Origin of the sequence: Gemmobacter lutimaris, assembly GCF_003570715.1 — a bacterium.
In the GTDB taxonomy this organism is placed as follows: Bacteria; Pseudomonadota; Alphaproteobacteria; order Rhodobacterales; family Rhodobacteraceae; genus Gemmobacter; species Gemmobacter lutimaris.
In genome coordinates this window covers 37,245-53,296 of sequence record NZ_QXXQ01000012.1, presented here as the reverse complement: position 1 = coordinate 53,296, position 16,052 = coordinate 37,245, and the positions used below count along the sequence as shown (strand labels likewise).

Sequence of the window (16,052 nt, the reverse complement as noted above, 5' to 3'; positions counted from 1 at the left end):
GCGCTGCAAAGACTCGAGGAGAGACAGGGATGCGCAAGCTGACCATCCTGCTTCTGGCCACGGCCCTCACGACGGGGGCTGCGCAGGCCGACGCCCTGCGCGATGCCGCGCTGGAAGTGTTCAAGCCGCTGCCTTCCACCGTTCCGGCGGTGAAGGACAACCCGGTGACACCGGACAAGATTGACCTCGGCAAATCGCTGTTCTTCGACCCGCGGCTTTCCGCCTCGGGGGTATTCTCCTGCTATTCGTGCCACAATCTCGCGACGGGTGGTGACGACAATATGGAGACCTCGGTCGGCCATGGCTGGCAGAAGGGGCCGCGCAATGCGCCGACCGCGCTTAATGCCGTGCTGAACGAGGCACAGTTCTGGGATGGCCGCGCCGACGACCTGAAGGCACAGGCCAAGGGGCCGGTGCAGGCCGGGGTCGAAATGGCGAACACGCCCGAGAATGTCGTGGTCACGCTGAAATCCATGCCCGCTTATGTGACTGCTTTCGGCGCCGCCTTCCCGGGCGAGGCCGATCCGGTGACATTTGACAACATGGCCAAGGCGATCGAGGCGTTCGAGGCCACGCTGATCACCCCTGCGCCCTTCGACGCGTGGCTGAACGGCGATGACAATGCCATGTCCGCCGATGCGCTGGCCGGATTGCAGCTGTTCATCGACAAGGGCTGTTCTTCCTGCCATTCGGGCGTGAACGTGGGTGGCCATGGCTATTACCCCTTCGGTCTGGTCGAAAAGCCCGGCGCTGATGTGCTGCCCGTTGGCGACAAGGGTCGCTTTGCAGTGACCGAGACGGCGGATGACGAATATGTTTTCCGCGCAGCGCCCCTGCGCAACATTGCGCTGACCGCCCCCTATTTCCATTCCGGCAAGGTCTGGGATCTGGATGTCGCGGTGGAAATCATGGCCGAAAGCCAGCTTGGCGAGGCGCTGAAGCCTGAAGAAACCGCGCAGCTTGTTGCCTTCCTTGACAGCCTGACCGGCACGCTGCCGCAGATCACCGTGCCCGTATTGCCGCCGGAAACCGGGGCAACCCCGCGTCCGACGCAGGAAATCCGCTGATCCCTGATTGCGTTCCGGGTGTTGCCCACGACACCCGACTGCCCTCGCCCCCAAACGGGCGGGGGCTTTTGTCCCTGTTCCCAGGCGCCGGCTTTTGGCAGGATGCGGCGACCTGATTGACTGCGGAGTGCCATGCGCCTGTTGACCGCCCGTCTGCTTTGCCCGGCCGCTGCCGTTCAGGCCGAACCCTCCGGCCCGCTGGCCGGGTGCGAGCCTGGCTGGGGCGGTCACCGTCCTTGACCGGCAAGCCTTGGCCGTCATAGCGGGCGAGGAGGCGGGGCTTTGTCGCCTGCGCTTCGACAGCGGCGAGCAAGACCTGCGTCACCCGGCGCTGCTGATCCCGACCCCCGCAGGCGACAGCCCGCCCGAGGCTCTGCCCGAGGCTCAAAGCACGGGCGTTCACAGCATGGGCGGCTGACGCCCCGGCCAATCAGTCGCGCGGTGATATTGCTGCCCGATGGCCAGCACCTTCGCATCCGCCCCGGTCGGGCCGAAAATCTGCATCCCCATCGGCAGGCCCTGCGGCCCGAAGCCGCAAGGAACGGCCAGCGAAGGAAGGCCGATCAGGCTGACCGGCACCACCACCTCCATCCAGCGGTGATAGGTGTCCATCTTCCGCCCCGCGATTTCCTGCGGCCAGCGCCATTCGGCCGGGAAGGGCCAGACCTGCGCCGTCGGCATCACCAGCGCATCATACTGCCGGAACAGCTTTGCCGCCCGGGCATACCAGCGCGAGCGGATCACGCTCGCCTCATGCACCTCGGCGGCGGTGACGCGCAGGCCTTGCTCGATCTCCCATTGCGTCTCGGGCTTCAGCAGATCCCATTTTGCCGGATCGTCGCGCATCACCCCCTTGGCGCCCGCATTCATGAAGGCCCGCAGCGTGAGCCAAGCCTGCCACAGCTTTTCGGCCGGGAAGGGCGGGGCGATCGGCTCGATCACCGCGCCCAGATCAGCCAGCACCCGCAACCCGGCCTGACACAGGTCCAGAATTCCCGGCTCGCAACCATAGGCGCCGCCCCAGTCGCCCAGCCAGCCGATGCGCATGCCGCTGAGGTCGATCTCCAGCCGCTCGGCGTAAGGCTCGGCCGCGCGGCCAAAGGGCACCTCCGGGTTCTCACCCGCCAGCACGCCCAGCAGACGCGCCACATCCTCGATCGTGCGGCCCATCGGCCCCTCGGTCGCCATAGTGGCGATGAAACTGTCGCCCACCGCATCGGCGGGGACTAGACCCCAGGTCGGGCGGAAGCCATAGACATTGCAGAAGGCGGCCGGGTTGCGCAGCGAGCCCATCATGTCGCTGCCATCCGCAACCGGCACCAGCCGCGCCGCCAGCGCCGCCGCCGCCCCGCCCGACGACCCGCCCGCGGTGCGCGATAGGTCATAGGGATTGCGCGTGACGCCGAACACCGGGTTGAAGGAGTGGCTGCCATGTCCCCATTCCGGCGTATTGGTCTTGCCGGTGAAGATCGCCCCGGCCGACCGCATCCGCGCCGCCACCAGATCGTCTGCCGCCGGCACGAAATCCGCAAACAGCGGCGAGCCATAGGTGCTGCGCAGCCCCTTCACCGCCACCAGATCCTTCACCGCCACCGGCAGCCCGTGCAGCCAGCCGCGCGGTGCCATCTCGTCCGCTGCCCGCGCCTCGGCCATCAGCACCTCGGGATCGCGCACTGACACCACGGCATTCAACGTCCCGTTCACCGCCGCCATGCGGTCGAGATGCGCCGCCATCACCTCGGACGGCTTCACCTCGCGCGCCGCGATCAACCGCGACAGATCCGAGGCCGAAAGATCGCTCAGCGCCAAGGCCGTCTCCCATTTTCTGTCTGAAAATATCCTCGGGGGGTGCGGGGGGCAGACAGCCCCCCGCCCTGACATCGAAGCCTGCGCTTACTTCTGAAGCTCGGTCCAGATTGCGGTCATGTATTCCTGCGCCTTGGGCGAGCAGGTGGGCAGGAAGTGGCCCGATGCCTTGAATTCCTCGGGGATCACCACCTCGGGCGCGTCCTTCATGTCATCCGGCATGAAGGCTTCCGACCCGGCGACGCCATTGGCATAGCGCGCGAAGGCCGAGATCAGCGCCGCATTCTCCGGCATCAGGATGAAATCCAGAAACTTGTAGGCTTCTTCGACGTTCTTGGCGTCCTTCAGCAGGCCGACCGAATCCATCCACAACGGATAGCCTTCCTTCGGATAGCCGTATTTCACCGCCGGATTGGCCAGACGCGCCCGCATGGTGGAGCCGTTCCAGTTCACGCTGGCCGCCCAGTCGTTGTTCGACAGCTTCTCGGTCGCGCCGTAATCCATGGAAATCCAGTCAGGCTTGGCGGCCAGCAGGCCGTCGCGCACCTTTTTCAGCACCTCGGTATCCTCGGTGCAGGCCTCGCCGCCGTAATACATGATGGCAAGGTTCACCACGTCGTTCATCTCGGGCACGACGTTGATCTTGCCCTTCAGCGCATCCGGCACGTCGAGGAAGATGGCCGAGGTATTCACATCGCCATCATAGACAGAGGTATTGACGGCCACGCCGGTCGAACCCCATTGCCACGGCACGGTGAACTTGCGGCCCTCGTCCCACGGCACATTCACCCATTCGGGCGCGATATTGCCGATATTGGCCAGTTTCGAACGGTCCAGTTCGGTGATCAGGCCCTTTTCGACCCAGATCTGCACATAGTTGGCCGAGGGCACCACCAGATCGAAGCCGTGACCGCCGGCCTCGACCTTGGCCAGCGCGGTGTCATTGCTGTCGTAATCGGTGACGGTGACCTTGATGCCGGTCTCTTTCTCGAATTTCTCCAGCAGCTCGGGGCTGGTGTAATTGCCCCAGTTGAACAGTTGCAGTTCGCCCGCGGCCTGCGCAAGGCTCGCGCTTGCCAGCAGCATCGCGGTGGCGGATAGCAGTTTCTTCATGTCGTCTCTCCTTGTCGGTTTCTGGTTATGGACGGGGCTTCAGCCCTTCTTGCGGGTCAGCAGGAAGAACGCTGTCAGAAGAACCACGGTCAGCGCAAGCAGCCCGGTGGAAATCGCGTTCACCTCGGGGGTAATGGCGCGGCGCATTTGGCCGAGCATATAGGTCGGCAGCGTGTCCTGCCCGCCTGCCTTGACGAATTCGGTGATGACCACATCGTCAAGGCTGATGACGAAGGCCAGCATTGCCCCTGCGATGATGCCGGGAAACAGCAACGGCAGGGTGACATAACGGAAGGTCTGCCAGTCGGAGGCGTAAAGATCGGCCGCAGCGGTTTCAAGGCTGAGGTCCATCCCCTCCAGACGGGCGCGGATCGGCAGATAGGCGAAGGGGATGCAGAAGGCGGTATGGGCAAGGATCAGATAGCCCAGACCCTGATAGCCGGTCGCCTGCTTGACCACGCCGAAGAAAATCAGCAGTGCCACGGCCGTCACGATTTCCGGCACCATCAGCGGCTGGTTGATCATCACATAGATGAAGGTCTGCCCCCGGAAATTCGGGCGGCGGGTCGTGCCAAGGGCGGCCATGGTGGCGACGCTGGTGGCGATGGCCGAGGCGGAAACCGCGATGACCAGCGACCGCAGCGTGGCGGATTTCACCGCCTCGTTGTCCCAGGCGCGGGCGAACCAGTGCAGCGACACGCCTTCCCATACCGCGATGCTTTGGCCCGCGTTGAAGGCATAGATGACCAGCGTGAAGATCGGCAGATACAGGATCACGAAGGCGGCGATGGCGATGGCGGCGAAGCCCGGAATGCGGGTGGCCGAAAAGTTGCGGTCAGCCATGCGGGTTGCTCCCCTTCGTCGCAGCGCGCACATAGACCAGCAGCGCCACCATGACGATCATCAGAAGCGCCATCGATAGCGCGGCGCCCAGCGGCCAGTTGCGACCCTGACCGAATTGCAGTTCGATGAAATTGCCGATCATCATGTTCTTGCCGCCACCCAGCACCCGAGGCGTCACATAGGCCCCCAGCGAGGGCACAAAGACGAGGATCGAGCCCGCCACGATCCCCGGTTTCACGATGGGCAGGATCACCCGGCGCAGCACGGCCAGACGGCTGGCGTAAAGGTCGTATCCCGCTTCCAGCAGCCGCATGTCGAAACGGTCGATCGCGGCGAAGAGCGGCAGCACCATCAGCGGCAGATAGACATAGGCCATGCCCACCAGCACCGCGAAATCGGTGTTGATCATGCGGATCGGTGCGTCGATCAGCCCCGCTCTTGTCAGCACGGTGTTGATGATGCCCTCGTTACGCAGCACCTCGTTGATGGCGAAGGTGCGGATCAGCAGGTTGGTCCAGAAAGGAATGGTGATCAGGAACAGCCACAGCGCCCGTGCTTTTGGGGCGCGGGTGGCGATGAACCACGCCGTCGGGAAGCCCACGGCGAAGGTGATGATCGTGGTCAGCAGCGACAGTTTCACCGACCGCCAGAAGATCGTCAGATGCGCATCGGCGAGTTTCAGCGTGCCGTCGAAAATATCGCGCGTGTAAAGGATGCCGCGCCAGCCATCGAGGCTGAAGCCCCATTCCACATTGCCGTATTTGCCCGGCAGCAGAAAGGAATAGACCAGCACGATCATCAGCGGCCCGGCGGCCGCAAGGAACAGCAGGAACAGCGCCGGGGCGGAAAGTGCCCATGCGCGGCGGGTCTGACGGGAACGGGCCTCGCTTTCCATGCTCATGGCTCAGTCCCCCAGGATCTGTAGCGCGCCATCGGTGAAGCGCAGGCCTACCGCCGCGCCCTTTGTCAGGGCGCTGTCGCCGGTCGCCTCGCTTTGCAGGCGGGCCACCACCTCGGTTCCGTCGCGCAGTGCAAGGTGCACATGGGTATCCGTGCCGAAATAGACCCAGCCGGTGATGGTGGCGGGCAGGCTGCCCGGCTCGCCCGCCGACACGATGCGCACCTGTTCGGGGCGCACGGCAAGCGTCGCCGGGCCGGTCTTGCCGCCCGCGTTCAGCGCCAGCGCGTCGCCGCTGCCCAGCACCGCCTCGGTTGCGCCCAGCACGGCGGGCAGGAAATTCGTCTCGCCGATGAAGCTCGCGACGAAGCGGTTGACCGGGGTCGTATAGATCTCGCGCGGGGCGCCCACCTGTTGCAGCTTGCCCGCGCTCATCACCCCGATACGGTCACTCATGGTCAGGGCTTCTTCCTGATCGTGGGTGACGAAGACGAAGGTGATGCCGGTCTCGGTTTGCAGGCGCTTGAGTTCGACCTGCATTTCCTTGCGCAGCTTCAAGTCCAGCGCTGAAAGCGGTTCGTCCAGCAGCAGAACCTTCGGTGTGGGGGCCAGTGCGCGGGCCAGTGCCACGCGCTGTTGCTGCCCGCCCGAAAGCTGCGAGGTCTTGCGCCCGGCCATCGGCTCCAGCTTCACCAGCGCCAGCATGCGCTCGACCGTCTGATCGACTTCCGCTTTGGGGCGGCCCAGCATCTGAAGCCCGAAGGCCACGTTCTGCGCTACCGTCAGATGCGGAAACAGCGCATAGCTTTGAAATACCGTGTTCACCGGGCGTCGGTTCGGGGGCAGGGCGGTGATGTCCTGCCCGTCGAGCAGGATTTGCCCCGAGGTCGGCGTTTCAAACCCGGCGATCAGCCGCAGAAGCGTGGTCTTGCCGCAGCCCGAGGGGCCAAGCAGGGTGAAGAATTCTCCCTTTCTGATCTGGATGGAAACGTCGTCCAGCGCCCTGACCGCCACATCGCCTTGCCCGAACGCCTTGACCGCGTTGCGGGCCTCGATCGCATATTCCGTCACTGGATTGGCCCCCTGTTGCCGATTCCGTTATGGATTTTGATCATATTTTCCGGGTTATCCCCGTGGCGCAAGCTATTTTGCCCGCAGTTTGGGCTTTCTTCCTGACCAAGGGGCTGCTTTTTCGACTTCTGCACACAAAGCGATCAGTTCCTCGTCGGCGCCGAAACGGGCCGCCAGATGGATGCCGACGGGCAATCCGCCCTTCGTCATGCCCAGCGGGACCGAGGCCGCGGGCTGGCCCGAGGCGTTGAACACTGCGCAGAAGGGCGAGTAATCGAAGATGCCACCGGGGCCGGTGCGGTAGCCGACGTAATCCTCGGTGCCATGGGCGAAGCGGCCCACCTTCGCAGGCGGCTCGGCCAGCGTGGCGGACAGGATGATGTCAAACCCAGGTCCGGTTTCGGGGTCGAAGACCGCAGCCATCTGCCGCCCGAAGGCGTGAATCTGGCCTACCGCCTCCAGATAGCGGGTGGGGTGCAGTGTTTCGGCATGGGCCACCGCGCCGCGGCCGACGCCCTCGACCAGATCGGGGGTCAGGGGGCGCCCTTTCAGCGCCTTGACGATGCCCAAAGCGGTGCCGACACCCACGATGTCGGTCCATGCCCGCATCATCATCGGCACATCGGCGGCGGGCAGGCCCGGCGTCACCTCATGGCCAAGGCTTTCCAGCAGGCGCGCGGCGGCAAGCACCGCCTCGCGCACCTCGGGGTGAATCGCTGTGCCGGTAAAGGTGGTGTTCACCAGCATCACCCGCAACCGGCGCGGTGGGCGGCTGATCGCATCGGCATGGCTGCGCGCCAGCGGCGGCGCGTGATAGGGCGCGCCAAGGTCCGGCCCGGCGCAGGCGTCCAGCATCCGCGCGGTGTCGCGCACCGAATGGGTCAGGAAGCCGTCGATCGCCATGCCGGCCCAGCCCTCGCCCGCATAGGGGCCGTCGGGCAGCCGCGCCCGCGTCGGCTTGAACCCGAACAGCCCGCAGGAGGAGGCCGGGATGCGCACCGATCCACCGCCGTCCGACCCATGCGCAAAGGGCACGATCCCCGCCGCCACTGCCGCCCCGGCCCCGCCGGACGAGCCGCCCGAGGTATGGTCAAGGTTCCACGGGTTGCGCGTCGGCCCGCCGTAAACGGCGGATTCGGTCGCGGCGCCCACGCCGCCCTCGGGGCTGGTGGTGCGGCCCCAGGTCACCACGCCTGTCGCGCGGATGCGGGCATAGATCGCGCTGTCGCGATCATAGCGTGTATCGGCCAGCAGGCGCGAGCCGTTGTGCGAGGGAAACTCCACCGCCTCGCAACCAAGATCCTTCAGAAGGAACGGAACGCCGGTGAAAGGGCCGCGTGGCAGGCCCCCGGCGATGTGGTGTTCGGCCACCTCGATCTGCGGCAGCACCACGGCGTTCAGCTTCGGGTTCAGCGCCGCCGAAGCGGCGACCGAGGCATCCAGCAATTCCTGCGGGCTGACCTCGCGCCGCGCCACCAGCGCGGCCAGATCGGTGGCATCCTGTGCGCCAAAGGTTTCCAGCATGTCTACTCCCCGTCGTTTTCAATCATGCTGGACCAGCGACAGGCGGGGGGGCAATGCCCGTGGCGACGGGCTTGCGTCGGTTTTGCCTTAGCGGGGGATCGTGATTTCCTGTCTCAGCGCCCCGTCGGGCGCAAAGACGAACATCCGCCCGTCGGTCGTGACAACGCCGATCCAGCCGGGGCCGCGCGTGATCGCCTCGGGCGTGGCGCCTTCGGGCAGGACGAGGCTCGCCGGAAAGTCGGCCACCGGGGTCACGCCCAGCGGCAGGCGGGTGACAAGCAGGCCGACGATGGTTATGACGCCGAGGATCAGGGTAACGGTCAGCGCCGTCACCAGCCATTTCAGCCAGCGCAGGCTGGGCGGCAGTTCCAGCTTATCCGAGGTATCATCCATGTCCCGGCCCCTTGAAGATGACGATGACGCGCCCGAAGGCGGGCTGCTGCGTGTGGTGATCGGGGAAAACCCGCCTGACCGTCTGGATAAGGCACTGGCGCGCGAGGTGCCAGAGGAAGCCGCCCTGTCGCGCTCGCGGCTGATGAAGATGATCGCGGCGGGCGATGTCACGCGCGACGGCGTGGCGGTGACCGATCCCAAGACGAAGGTGGCCGAGGGCGAGGCCTATGACCTTGCCGTGGGGCGTGTGGCCGAGGCGGATACACTGCCCGAGGACATCCCGCTGGAGGTGATATGGGAAGATGCTGACCTGATCGTGATCAACAAGCCGGTCGGGATGGTGGTCCACCCCGCGCCGGGGTCTTACAGCGGCACGCTGGTCAATGCGCTGCTGCATCATTGCGGCGATACACTGTCGGGTGTGGGGGGCGCGCGCCGCCCCGGCATCGTGCACCGGATCGACAAGGATACCTCGGGTCTGCTGGTTGTCGCCAAAAGCGACCGGGCGCATCACGGGCTGGCTGCGCAGTTTGAAAAGCATACGGTGAACCGCCATTACCTTGCCGTGGTGAACGGCGCGCCTTCCGCCGCCGATCCTCGCTTGCGCGGGGTGCGGGGCGTCAGCTTCGAATCCGGCGGTATCCTGCGCATCGCTACCCATCTGGCCCGTCACCGCACCGACCGGCAGCGGCAGGCGGTGGTCTGGAACGAGGGCCGCCATGCGGTGACCCGCGTCCGGGTGCTGGAATCCTACGGCACGCCCGAGGCGGCGAGCCTGGTGGAATGCTGGCTGGAAACCGGGCGGACCCATCAGATCCGTGTGCATATGGCCCATGCCGGGCATGGCCTCATCGGCGACCAGACCTATGGCGGCAAGCGCCGGGTGGCGGCCAAGGCGGTGGGCGAGGCGGCTGCCGATCTGGCCAATGCCTTCCCGCGTCAGGCGCTGCACGCGGCGACGCTGGGGTTCATCCATCCGGTGACGGGCGAGGAATTGCAGTTCGAGGCGCCGCTGCCCGAGGATATGGGCGTGCTGGTCGCGGCGCTGCGCGGGGCGGGGACGTAACCCTTACCCGCGCGCGGCCTTCTCGGCGATGCCCGAGGTGCCCTCGCGCCGGGCCAGTTCAGCCTCCACATCCGCGAGTGTGACGTCGCGGGCGGCAAGCATGACCAGCAGGTGATAAAGCACATCCGCCGCCTCGGCGGTCAGCTTGGCGCGGTCACCCTTCACCGCTTCGATGATGGCCTCCACCGCCTCTTCGCCGAATTTCTCGGCGCATTTCTCGGGGCCTTTGGCGAACAGATTCGCCGTCCACGAGCTTTCGGGGTCAGCCCCCTTGCGGGAGAGGATGGTGGCGGCAAGATCGTGCAGCGTGCTCATGTCAGTCTCACCGGGATACCGGCGGCGGCCATATGGGCCTTGGCCTCGCCGATGGTATATTCGCCGAAGTGGAAGATCGAGGCAGCCAGCACCGCGCTGGCGCCGCCTTTGGTGACGCCCTCGACCAGATGGTCCAAGTTGCCGACGCCGCCCGAGGCGATGACCGGCACCTTCACCGCATCGGCGATGGCGCGGGTCAGCGGCAGGTTGTAGCCGCCCTTGGTACCGTCGCGGTCCATCGAGGTCAGCAGGATCTCGCCCGCGCCTTTTGCCTCGACCGTGCGGGCAAATTCCACCGCGTCGATGCCGGTGGATTTGCGCCCGCCATGGGTGAAAATCTCCCACCGCCCTAGCTCGACGGTCTTGGCGTCGATGGCGACGACGATGCACTGGCTGCCGAACCGATCGGCCGCCTCGGCGACCACATCCGGGTTGGCCACGGCGGCGGAGTTGAATGACACCTTGTCGGCGCCCGCCAGCAGAAGTGCCCGCACATCCGCATGGCTGCGCACGCCGCCGCCCACGGTCAGCGGGATGAAGCATTGTTCGGCCGTGCGGGTGACCAGATCGAACATCGTGCCGCGGTTTTCATGCGTGGCATGGATGTCAAGGAAGCAAAGCTCGTCCGCGCCCGCCGCGTCATAGGCACGCGCGGCCTCGACCGGGTCGCCTGCGTCGATCAGGTTGACGAAATTCACGCCTTTCACCACGCGGCCATCGGCCACGTCGAGGCAGGGGATGATGCGGGTTTTCAGCATGGCCGGACCTTAGCGCGGGGCGGGGGATGTGGGAAGGGGGGCTGTCTGCCCCCCTCGGCCTGCGGCCTCACCCCCCGAGGATATTTTCGGACAGAAAATCATCAGGCTTTCAGGGCAAGGAGGGCGGTGGCGAGGTCGATGGCGCCATCATAAAGCGCGCGGCCCGAGATGGCGCCGGCGATGACGCCGGTGTCGCGCAGCGCGATCAGGTCTTCCATGCGCGAGACGCCGCCCGAGGCGATGACGGGGATGGTGACGGCCCGCGCGAGGGCCTCGGTTGCTTCGATATTCGGGCCCTGCATGGCACCGTCGCGGTCGATGTCGGTGTAGATGATGGCGGCGACACCGGCGTCTTCAAAGCTGCGGGCGAGGTCGGTCGCCTGCACGTCAGTTTCTTCAGCCCAGCCCTTGGTGGCGACAAAGCCCTTGCGGGCGTCGATGCCAACCGCGACCTGACCGGGGAAGGCGCGGGCGGCCTCGCGCACCAGCGCGGGGTTTTCCACCGCCACGGTGCCGAGGATGACGCGCGACAGGCCCTTTTCCAGCCACATGCCGATGGTTGCCATATCGCGGATGCCGCCGCCAAGCTGCGCGGGCACGGTGCAGCGGGCGAGGATCGCCTCCACCGCCGCCGCATTGACCGGCTGACCGGCGAAGGCGCCGTTCAGATCGACGAGGTGCAGCCATTCACAGCCCGCGGCCTCGAACTTCGCGGCCTGCGCCGCCGGATCGTCGCCGAACACGGTTGCCGCCGACATCTCGCCGCGCAGGAGGCGCACGCATTGGCCGTCTTTCAGGTCGATCGCGGGATAGAGGATCATGGCGGGCTCCGTATGCGGGATGCGGGTCGCGCGCGGTTTGGCATGCGGGCGACGTGACGGCAAGGGCGAAGCGGGGGCCGTAGCGTCACGCTTGCGGGAATCGTGGTGCCGGGCCGATGATCGCGGGATCGAAGGGGAGGAGGAACCCATGCGGACTTATCTTTTGGCGGCGGCCCTTGTCGGGCTGGCCGGTGCGGCATCTGCCGATCCGGTGGAAGGGGTGTGGCAGACGCAGGTGGATGACGGGGCCTATGCCCATGTTACCATCGCGCCTTGCGGCAGCGCCTTCTGCGGCAAGATCAGCCGGACCTTCAAGGATGGCGCCGAATACAAATCCGAGAATATCGGCAAGAAGATCGTCATCGACATGGTGCCGGTCGGTGGCGGCAAATACGAGGGCCAGGTCTGGCGGCCGTCGAACAACAAGGTCTATTCGGGCAAGATGAACGTCTCGGGCAATGCGATGAAGCTGGCCGGGTGCGTGGCGGGCGGGCTTCTGTGCAAGTCGCAGGACTGGAAGCGCGTGAAATGAGCAGGAACCGGGTCGCCCTGTGCGGCCCGGTGCTGCGACATCGGGCCAGACCATGGAGTTTGGCATGAAATCCGATGACTGGGCTCGCCTGATTGCGCTTTCGGTGCTGTGGGGCGGGTCTTTCTTCTTTGTCGAAATCGCGCTGACCGGGCTGCCGCCGTTTTCGGTAGTCTGGGGTCGGGTGGCGCTGGGCGCGCTGGCGCTGGCGGTGATGCTGCGCGGGCGGTTGCCGCAGGGCTGGGCGGTGTGGCGGGCGCTGGCCGTCATGGGCTTTCTGAACAATGTGGTGCCCTTCTGCCTGTTCGCCTTCGCGCAGGGCGAGATCAGCGGAGCCTTGGCCGCCATTCTGAATGCCACGACCCCGCTGTGGGGTGTCGTTGTCGCCCATCTGGCCGGGGCCGAGCCGCTGACGGCGCGGCGACTGGGCGGTGTGGCGGCGGGGATCGCGGGGGTGGCAGTGATGGCCGGGGGCGGGGCGGGGGCGCTGCCTGCGATGATCGCCTGTCTGGCGGCGGCGCTGAGCTACGCTTTCGCCGGGCTGTGGGGGCGGCGGTTCCGCGAGATGGGTGTGCCCCCCTTGCAGGCGGCCTTCGGGCAGGTGACGGCGGCGACGGTGATCCTGTTGCCGGTCTGGCTGGCGGTGGATGCGCCCTGGCGGCTGGCGATGCCGCCCGCGCAGGTCTGGGCGGCGGTGGTGGGGATCGGGGTTCTGTCCACTGCGCTGGCCTATGCGCTCTATTTCCGGCTGCTGGTGACGGCCGGGGCGGTGAACCTGATGCTGGTGACCTTCCTGATCCCGGTCAGCGCGGCGGCTTTGGGGGCGCTGGTGCTGGGCACGCGGTTGGGTCCGCAGCATTTCGCCGGGTTCGCGTTGATCGCGCTGGGGCTTTGGGCGGTGGCGAAGCGGGGCTAGCCGAACACCGACCAGCCGGTCGCCCGCGCCAGCCGCTCCACCGCCAGTGTGCCAAGCTGCGAATTGCCCTGTGCGTTCAGCCCCGGCGACCAGACCGCGATCGAGGCGCGACCGGGCGCGATCACCAGAATCCCGCCGCCCACGCCGGATTTGCCGGGCAGGCCCACGCGATAGGCGAATTCGCCCGAGCCGTCGTAATGGCCGCAGGTCATCATCAGCGCGTTGATGCGCCGGGTGCGACCGGGCGCCAGCATACGCGGCAGGTCCGGCGCGCCGATCAGGAAGCGCCCGGCAAGGGCAAGCTGCCGGGCCGACATCTCGATGGCGCATTGGTGGAAATAGGTGCCGCAGGTCAGGTCTGGCGCGTGCAGCAGATTGCCATGTGCCGCCATGAAATGCGCCAGCGCCAGATTGCGGTGCCCGGTCGCCTGTTCCGAAGCCGCTACGGCCTTGTTGATGTGGATGTCATCCTCGCCCGCTGCCTCGCGCAGGAAGCGCAGGATTTCCCCCAGCAATTCCCGCGGCTTGTGACCGGCAAGGATCGCATCGGTCACGACAAGGGCGCCCGCGTTGATGAAGGGATTGCGCGGGATGCCGCGTTCATATTCCAACTGGACCATGGAATTGAACGCCAGTCCCGAAGGCTCGCGCCCGACGCGGGTCCAGAGTTGGTCGCCCAGACGGCCAAGCGCGATGGCAAGGGTAAAGACCTTGCTGACCGACTGGATGGAGAAGGGCGTGTCAGCTTCGCCGGTGATGAAGGTCTGCCCGTCGGCAGTGCAGACCGCCATGGCGAAGTGACGATCCGAGATGCGGGCAAGCTCGGGGATGTAATCGGCGACGCGGCCCCGGTCGGGGGCCGCCGCCATTTCGGCGCCGATCCGGTCGAGGATGGCGCCCAGATCGCTCATGGCGCCCAACGCAGGAAGTTGCCGATGATGCGCAGACCCACGGCCTGCGATTTCTCGGGGTGGAACTGGGTGCCGACCATGGTGCCCGCGCCGATGATGGCGGTGATGTCGCCCGCGTAATCGACATGGGCCAGACGCTCCGCCGGGTTCGCCACGCGGAAGGCGTAGCTGTGCACGAAATAGGCGTGATCGCCGGTGGCGATACCGTCGAGCACCGGATGCGGATGGTCGATCACCAGATCGTTCCAGCCCATATGCGGCACTTTCAGATGCGGGTCGGCCGGGGTGATGCGGGTGACCTCGCCGCCGATCCAGTCGAAACCGGGGGTGTCCTCGTATTCGCGACCCCAGGTCGCCATCATCTGCATGCCGACGCAGATGCCCATGAAGGGGCGGCCCTTTACGCGCACTGCCTCGGCAATCGCCTCAAAGAGGCCGCCATGATCGCCGAGGGCGCGGCGGCAGGCCGGGAAGGCGCCGTCGCCCGGCAGGACGATCCGGTCGGCGCGGGCCACATCCTCGGGGCGCGAGGTCACGATGACCTCGCCCGCGCCGGTTTCCGCCGCCATGCGCTGAAACGCCTTTTCGGCGGAATGCAGGTTGCCGCTGTCGTAATCGACGAGGACGGTGAGCATGGCGCTTCCTTTCCGGCTGTGGCGCGGGCGGAGGCGGCGGGAGCCTCCGGCGGGGATATTTGAAGACAGAAAATGACCAGGCGGTCAGAGCTTGCCCTTGGTCGAGGGTATCTCGTCGGCCTTGCGCGGATCAGTCTCCACTGCCATGCGCAGGGCACGGGCCACGGCCTTGAAGGCGGCTTCGGCGATGTGATGGCTGTTCACGCCATGGCGCATGTCGATGTGCAGGGTGATGCCGCCATGCGTGGCCAGCGCCTGAAAGAACTCGCGCACCAGTTCAGTGTCGAAGGTGCCGATCTTCTGGCTGGGGAAGGTGACGTTCCAGACGAGGAAGGGGCGGCCCGAGAGATCCAGCGCGCAATGCACATGCGCGTCATCCATCGGCAGGCTGCATTCGCCGTATCGGCGGATGCCCTTCTTGTCGCCCAGCGCCTTCACCAGCGCCTGACCCAGCGCGATGCCGGTATCTTCAACCGTGTGATGGTCGTCGATATGCAGGTCGCCCTTGGCGCGCAGGGTCATGTCGATCAGCGAATGGCGCGAAAGCTGATCCATCATGTGATCGAAGAACCCGACACCCGACTGCATGTCGTAGCGGCCCGTCCCGTCGAGGTTGATGGACAGGGCGATCTCGGTTTCCGAGGTGCTGCGGGTGACTTCGGCCTTGCGCATGGGGCTCTCCGGCGTTTGCTTCGGGGGCCTTATAGGACGGGGGCGGGCATGGGGGAAGGGATTCCGGGTGGCCCAAGACGGCAGGGCAAGGAAAACGAAAAAGGCCGCCCGAAGGCGGCCTGTTTTTCGATTGGAGCGGGCGATGAGATTCGAACTCACGACCCTAACCTTGGCAAGGTTATGCTCTACCCCTGAGCTACGCCCGCGCAACAATCGGTTCCGAACTGGAGCGGGCGATGAGATTCGAACTCACGACCCTAACCTTGGCAAGGTTATGCTCTACCCCTGAGCTACGCCCGCGCTGCCGGTTCGGTGGAGGCGGATTTAGTCCGGGGGCGCGGGGGGCGCAAGGGGAAAAACGCGGGGGGCAGAAAATTTTCTGCGCGGGCAGCAAGGTGGCGGTTCGCGGGAACCGGACGCGGGGGGCGGGGGTTGTTCTGGCACAGCGGCGACGATGGATGCCGCCGCGCGAAACCCGAAAGGAATGCACCATGAACAGCGACCAGATTGCCGGCAAGTGGAAGCAGCTGAAGGGCGAGGCCAAGATCATGTGGGGCAAGCTCACCGATGACGAGCTGGACCGGATCGAAGGCCACAAGGACAAGCTGGCCGGGCTTGTGCAGGAACGCTATGGCCGGTCGAAGGAAGAGGCCGAGAAGGAAGTGAACCGCTTCTTCGATGACAGGGCCTGAGACCGGGCCTGATCTGGCTGCA

Annotated in this window: 19 protein-coding genes and 2 tRNA genes; 6 read left to right on the top strand and 15 right to left on the bottom strand. The window is 66.1% G+C overall.

Translation table 11 applies throughout. The features are described from left to right. The first annotated feature begins 29 nt into the window (after nt 1–29). Together D2N39_RS17305 and D2N39_RS22965 are read left to right on the top strand one after the other, a co-directional pair. A complete protein-coding gene (locus D2N39_RS17305) occupies nt 30–1,067 on the top strand; it encodes a cytochrome-c peroxidase (RefSeq protein WP_119136026.1) in 1,038 nt (345 codons plus the stop codon). A 250-nt stretch (nt 1,068–1,317) separates the two neighbouring features. Beyond that, complete coding sequence (locus D2N39_RS22965; protein ID WP_158589863.1) at nt 1,318–1,485, top strand: hypothetical protein; 168 nt, start codon at nt 1,318–1,320, stop codon at nt 1,483–1,485. Here D2N39_RS22965 and D2N39_RS17300 read toward each other — a convergent pair. From D2N39_RS17300 to D2N39_RS17270, 7 genes are all read right to left on the bottom strand, one after another. Then, nucleotides 1,467–2,876 carry an amidase gene (locus D2N39_RS17300; RefSeq protein ID WP_119136025.1) on the bottom strand — a complete coding sequence of 470 codons (1,410 nt, stop codon included), beginning with the start codon at nt 2,874–2,876 and terminating at the stop codon, nt 1,467–1,469. The two genes, D2N39_RS22965 and D2N39_RS17300, sit on opposite strands and share 19 nt — an antisense overlap. An 84-nt stretch (nt 2,877–2,960) precedes the next feature. Further along, nucleotides 2,961–3,986: an ABC transporter substrate-binding protein gene (locus D2N39_RS17295; RefSeq protein ID WP_119136024.1), complete on the bottom strand. Its 1,026-nt coding sequence runs from the start codon at nt 3,984–3,986 to the stop codon at nt 2,961–2,963. Between the two features lie 39 nt (nt 3,987–4,025). Beyond that, entirely contained in the window at nt 4,026–4,829 is an 804-nt protein-coding gene (locus D2N39_RS17290) for an ABC transporter permease (RefSeq protein ID WP_119136023.1), read from the bottom strand. Continuing rightward, nucleotides 4,822–5,730 (bottom strand): ABC transporter permease, encoded by a 909-nt coding sequence (locus tag D2N39_RS17285; RefSeq protein WP_407645597.1) that lies wholly within the window; start codon nt 5,728–5,730, stop codon nt 4,822–4,824. The genes D2N39_RS17290 and D2N39_RS17285 overlap by 8 nt, the downstream gene beginning before the upstream one ends. Before the next feature lie 3 nt (nt 5,731–5,733). Continuing rightward, nucleotides 5,734–6,798: an ABC transporter ATP-binding protein gene (locus tag D2N39_RS17280; RefSeq protein WP_119136022.1), complete on the bottom strand. Its 1,065-nt coding sequence runs from the start codon at nt 6,796–6,798 to the stop codon at nt 5,734–5,736. A 72-nt stretch (nt 6,799–6,870) separates the two neighbouring features. After that, nucleotides 6,871–8,322, bottom strand: coding sequence for an amidase (locus tag D2N39_RS17275; protein ID WP_119136021.1), 1,452 nt, complete (start codon nt 8,320–8,322; stop codon nt 6,871–6,873). Nucleotides 8,323–8,409: 87 nt separating this feature from the next. Further along, the gene (locus D2N39_RS17270; protein WP_119136020.1) at nt 8,410–8,715 is read right to left on the bottom strand and encodes a DUF6476 family protein; all 306 of its coding nucleotides are present in this window, start codon (nt 8,713–8,715) and stop codon (nt 8,410–8,412) included. Between D2N39_RS17270 and D2N39_RS17265 the strand changes: the two genes are divergently transcribed. Continuing rightward, a complete protein-coding gene (locus D2N39_RS17265) occupies nt 8,714–9,781 on the top strand; it encodes an RluA family pseudouridine synthase (RefSeq protein ID WP_119136019.1) in 1,068 nt (355 codons plus the stop codon). The two genes, D2N39_RS17270 and D2N39_RS17265, sit on opposite strands and share 2 nt — an antisense overlap. A 3-nt stretch (nt 9,782–9,784) precedes the next feature. Here D2N39_RS17265 and D2N39_RS17260 read toward each other — a convergent pair whose 3' ends face one another. From D2N39_RS17260 to hisA, 3 genes are all read right to left on the bottom strand, one after another. Next, nucleotides 9,785–10,096 (bottom strand): phosphoribosyl-ATP diphosphatase, encoded by a 312-nt coding sequence (locus D2N39_RS17260; protein ID WP_119136018.1) that lies wholly within the window; start codon nt 10,094–10,096, stop codon nt 9,785–9,787. Continuing rightward, a complete protein-coding gene (gene hisF, locus D2N39_RS17255) occupies nt 10,093–10,854 on the bottom strand; it encodes an imidazole glycerol phosphate synthase subunit HisF (protein ID WP_119136017.1) in 762 nt (253 codons plus the stop codon). The genes D2N39_RS17260 and hisF overlap by 4 nt, the downstream gene beginning before the upstream one ends. 101 nt (nt 10,855–10,955) lie before the next feature. After that, nucleotides 10,956–11,675 (bottom strand): 1-(5-phosphoribosyl)-5-[(5-phosphoribosylamino)methylideneamino]imidazole-4-carboxamide isomerase, encoded by a 720-nt coding sequence (gene hisA, locus D2N39_RS17250; RefSeq protein WP_119136016.1) that lies wholly within the window; start codon nt 11,673–11,675, stop codon nt 10,956–10,958. 148 nt (nt 11,676–11,823) lie between these two features. Between hisA and D2N39_RS17245 the strand changes: the two genes are divergently transcribed. Both D2N39_RS17245 and D2N39_RS17240 read left to right on the top strand, forming a co-directional pair. Next, nucleotides 11,824–12,207, top strand: coding sequence for a DUF2147 domain-containing protein (locus tag D2N39_RS17245; RefSeq protein ID WP_119136015.1), 384 nt, complete (start codon nt 11,824–11,826; stop codon nt 12,205–12,207). A gap of 64 nt (nt 12,208–12,271) precedes the next feature. Continuing rightward, the gene (locus D2N39_RS17240) at nt 12,272–13,120 is read left to right on the top strand and encodes a DMT family transporter (protein WP_119136101.1); all 849 of its coding nucleotides are present in this window, start codon (nt 12,272–12,274) and stop codon (nt 13,118–13,120) included. Here D2N39_RS17240 and D2N39_RS17235 read toward each other — a convergent pair. The 5 genes from D2N39_RS17235 to D2N39_RS17215 all read right to left on the bottom strand — a co-directional run bounded on the left by D2N39_RS17235 (nt 13,117) and on the right by D2N39_RS17215 (nt 15,638). Further along, on the bottom strand, nt 13,117–14,031 hold the full coding sequence (locus D2N39_RS17235) for a glutaminase (protein WP_119136014.1): 915 nt from the start codon (nt 14,029–14,031) through the stop codon (nt 13,117–13,119). The two genes, D2N39_RS17240 and D2N39_RS17235, sit on opposite strands and share 4 nt — an antisense overlap. Beyond that, nucleotides 14,028–14,666 carry an imidazole glycerol phosphate synthase subunit HisH gene (gene hisH / locus D2N39_RS17230; RefSeq protein WP_119136013.1) on the bottom strand — a complete coding sequence of 213 codons (639 nt, stop codon included), beginning with the start codon at nt 14,664–14,666 and terminating at the stop codon, nt 14,028–14,030. Before hisH ends, D2N39_RS17235 begins: the two co-directional genes overlap by 4 nt. A gap of 84 nt (nt 14,667–14,750) precedes the next feature. Next, nucleotides 14,751–15,338, bottom strand: coding sequence for an imidazoleglycerol-phosphate dehydratase HisB (gene hisB, locus D2N39_RS17225; RefSeq protein ID WP_119136012.1), 588 nt, complete (start codon nt 15,336–15,338; stop codon nt 14,751–14,753). A gap of 131 nt (nt 15,339–15,469) precedes the next feature. Beyond that, nucleotides 15,470–15,544: transfer RNA gene (locus D2N39_RS17220), tRNA-Gly, on the bottom strand. 19 nt (nt 15,545–15,563) lie between these two features. After that, nucleotides 15,564–15,638 (bottom strand) — tRNA-Gly (locus tag D2N39_RS17215). 191 nt (nt 15,639–15,829) lie between these two features. Here D2N39_RS17215 and D2N39_RS17210 point away from each other — a divergent pair. Then, the gene (locus D2N39_RS17210; RefSeq protein WP_054302236.1) at nt 15,830–16,030 is read left to right on the top strand and encodes a CsbD family protein; all 201 of its coding nucleotides are present in this window, start codon (nt 15,830–15,832) and stop codon (nt 16,028–16,030) included. The last annotated feature ends 22 nt before the right edge of the window (nt 16,031–16,052 follow it).

What these genes read in the sequence shown, in the direction of transcription:
- D2N39_RS17305 (WP_119136026.1), top strand. Translation starts at nt 30, where the DNA reads ATGCGCAAGCTGACCATCCTGCTTCTGGCCACGGCCCTCACGACGGGG.
- D2N39_RS17295 (WP_119136024.1), bottom strand. Translation starts at nt 3,986, where the DNA reads ATGAAGAAACTGCTATCCGCCACCGCGATGCTGCTGGCAAGCGCGAGC.
- D2N39_RS17290 (WP_119136023.1), bottom strand. Translation starts at nt 4,829, where the DNA reads ATGGCTGACCGCAACTTTTCGGCCACCCGCATTCCGGGCTTCGCCGCC.
- D2N39_RS17285 (WP_407645597.1), bottom strand. Translation starts at nt 5,730, where the DNA reads ATGAGCATGGAAAGCGAGGCCCGTTCCCGTCAGACCCGCCGCGCATGG.
- D2N39_RS17275 (WP_119136021.1), bottom strand. Translation starts at nt 8,322, where the DNA reads ATGCTGGAAACCTTTGGCGCACAGGATGCCACCGATCTGGCCGCGCTG.
- D2N39_RS17265 (WP_119136019.1), top strand. Translation starts at nt 8,714, where the DNA reads ATGTCCCGGCCCCTTGAAGATGACGATGACGCGCCCGAAGGCGGGCTG.
- D2N39_RS17270 (WP_119136020.1), bottom strand. Translation starts at nt 8,715, where the DNA reads ATGGATGATACCTCGGATAAGCTGGAACTGCCGCCCAGCCTGCGCTGG.
- D2N39_RS17260 (WP_119136018.1), bottom strand. Translation starts at nt 10,096, where the DNA reads ATGAGCACGCTGCACGATCTTGCCGCCACCATCCTCTCCCGCAAGGGG.
- hisF (WP_119136017.1), bottom strand. Translation starts at nt 10,854, where the DNA reads ATGCTGAAAACCCGCATCATCCCCTGCCTCGACGTGGCCGATGGCCGC.
- hisA (WP_119136016.1), bottom strand. Translation starts at nt 11,675, where the DNA reads ATGATCCTCTATCCCGCGATCGACCTGAAAGACGGCCAATGCGTGCGC.
- D2N39_RS17245 (WP_119136015.1), top strand. Translation starts at nt 11,824, where the DNA reads ATGCGGACTTATCTTTTGGCGGCGGCCCTTGTCGGGCTGGCCGGTGCG.
- D2N39_RS17240 (WP_119136101.1), top strand. Translation starts at nt 12,272, where the DNA reads ATGAAATCCGATGACTGGGCTCGCCTGATTGCGCTTTCGGTGCTGTGG.
- D2N39_RS17235 (WP_119136014.1), bottom strand. Translation starts at nt 14,031, where the DNA reads ATGAGCGATCTGGGCGCCATCCTCGACCGGATCGGCGCCGAAATGGCG.
- hisH (WP_119136013.1), bottom strand. Translation starts at nt 14,666, where the DNA reads ATGCTCACCGTCCTCGTCGATTACGACAGCGGCAACCTGCATTCCGCC.
- hisB (WP_119136012.1), bottom strand. Translation starts at nt 15,338, where the DNA reads ATGCGCAAGGCCGAAGTCACCCGCAGCACCTCGGAAACCGAGATCGCC.
- D2N39_RS17210 (WP_054302236.1), top strand. Translation starts at nt 15,830, where the DNA reads ATGAACAGCGACCAGATTGCCGGCAAGTGGAAGCAGCTGAAGGGCGAG.